This window comes from Clostridiales bacterium, from assembly GCA_017961515.1.
Lineage (GTDB): Bacteria > Bacillota > Clostridia > Acetivibrionales > RGIG10202 > RGIG10202.
On the sequence record JAGCXC010000067.1, the window covers coordinates 1 to 2,245 of the forward strand.

At 34.2% G+C, this 2,245-nt stretch carries 2 protein-coding genes; both read left to right on the top strand.

The window, feature by feature from the left end:
* Positions 1–270: 270 nt before the first annotated feature.
* Positions 271–687, top strand: coding sequence for an IS200/IS605 family transposase (gene tnpA / locus J6Y29_04750; GenBank protein MBP5427180.1), 417 nt, complete (start codon positions 271–273; stop codon positions 685–687).
* An 18-nt stretch (positions 688–705) separates the two neighbouring features.
* Positions 706–2,013, top strand: a complete 1,308-nt coding sequence (locus J6Y29_04755) for a transposase (GenBank protein ID MBP5427181.1) — start codon at positions 706–708, stop codon at positions 2,011–2,013.
* Positions 2,014–2,245 lie beyond the last annotated feature (232 nt).

Consider the following 2,245-nt stretch of genomic DNA (forward strand, 5'->3'; position numbering starts at 1 on the left):
CATGATTAGCTCCTTTTTTTATATAATAAAAAACATAATTAAATGCTTGATTTTAGCTTGTTTGGAATATATAATGATGCAAACAACAATTAGAAATGGAGATGGAGTTAAGTGTATGCAACAACAATTGATACTGTAGCAGCGCACACTCGTGACTTTAGTCATGAGTTAGCTGCAATAAACATATGCTACTTAAAAATCTAGATAATTTCTTGAAAAACATTGAAATTTAAACTTACATATGTTAGTATATACAATGGAGGTGAGGATGTGACTACCGAAGTTAAAACAGGGCGAGGATATGTGTATTGCCTTCATTATCATGTTGTATGGTGTGTTAAGTATCGACATAAGGTTATGACGAAGGAAATAGTAAATGACTTACATCAGATTATTACTAAAATAGCTAATGATAACGGTTTTGAAATTTTAGAATATAATACTGACCAAGATCATGTACATATGCTTATAAGTTGTTCTCCGCAACATTTTATTCCAGATATTATGAAGGCCATGAAGGGAGTTTCTGCAAGGCTTCTTATGAAAAAACATGGAAACTATTTAAGAAAGAAACTTTGGGGAGGACATCTTTGGAATCCTTCGTATTTTATAGCTACTGTTTCAGAGAATACGGAAGAACAAGTTAAACAATATATTAAGTCGCAAGGTAATAAAAAATCTACTTAAAGGAAGGGGGGCTTGGCGATGAAAATTATGACAACATATAAGGTAAAAATAAAAGATTCTCATGGTGCTTTTAAAGATACTGTGAGACTATATCGTCAAGCTGTGGATTTTATTATTTGTGTGACTTTGAATGAGTGGGAACAAGTAAAAAGTATCGAAAAACCTTTAGAAAAGCAACGAGCTATTGAATGTTTTATACATTATACAAGAGATAATACAAATCCTAAGTATGATTTTGACCAAAGATTTGGAAAATTTCCAAGTTATTTACGAAGAGCTGCAATTTCTGAAGCAATTGGCAAGGTTTCTTCATATAAAAGTAATTATGATAATTGGCTAGCTAATCCACGTGGTAAAGAACCATCTAAGCCACAAGCGGGATATATCTATCCTGCTATGTATCGAGATAATTGTTTTGTACGAACTGGAACATACACTGCAAGGTTAAAAGTTTTTATTCGCAATACATGGGATTGGGTGGATGTTAAATTAAAAAAAAGTGATGTAGATTATATTCTTAGGAATTGTGCTACACGCAAAGAGTGTGTGCCTACACTTAGTAGGCGGGGCAAAAACTGGTACTTAGACTTTGTTTTTGAAGAGAAAGTAAAGTTTGAAAATAAGCAAATAAATAAGCAAATTATAATTGGTGTAGACCTTGGCATAAATAATTCTTGTACTTGTGTAGCCATGCTTTCAGATGGCACTGTCATAGGGAGAGAAATTTTAAAATTACCTAGAGAAAAAGACTGTTTGGAACATAAGCTAAACAAAATCAAGAAAGCTCAGCAACACGGAGTTCATAAAATGCCAAGGTTGTGGGCAAAAGCTAAAGGTATTAATTTAAGTATTGCAAATAAAACGGCACAATTTATAGAGAAGGTAGCAAAATTCTATTGTGCTGATATTATTGTTTTTGAGTATTTGGATTTAAAAGGAAAAAAGAAGGGTTCTAAAAAGCAAAGACTTCATCATTGGAAAGCTTGTGCTGTACAACAGATAGTTACATGTAAAGCACATCGTAATGGGGTTCGTATTAGTAGAGTATGTGCATGGAATACATCTAGACTTGCGTTCGATGGTTCAGGAAAGGTCGAGAGAGATAAAGATAATTATAGCATGTGTACATTTACTTCTGGTAAACGATATAATTGCGATTTGTCAGCAAGTTATAATATAGCGGCTCGGTATTTTATCCGAGAAATTATAAAATCCTTACCTGTAAAGGCAAGGTTGGGCATTGAGGCAAAAGTTCCTCAATGTACTAAGAGAACCACCTGCACCTTATCCACATTAGTTAGCCTAAATGCGGAGCTTGTGGCATAATATCCATAAGTGTTCTGAGTTTAGTGCTGTACTGTGGAAAGGAAGTCCATCCTCCTAAAGAGGATATTCGTCTATTTGACGAAATGGAAGCACTCGATTTAAGTCGAGTGAGGGTTCACGGTGATAGTAAGGCTGAGCGTTTGGACAAAAGTTTCCAAACATCTTGAGTTGTACCACACGCACCTGTTCACAAATTTTAGTCTATTTGCGGTACTTATGATTTTATTCAATC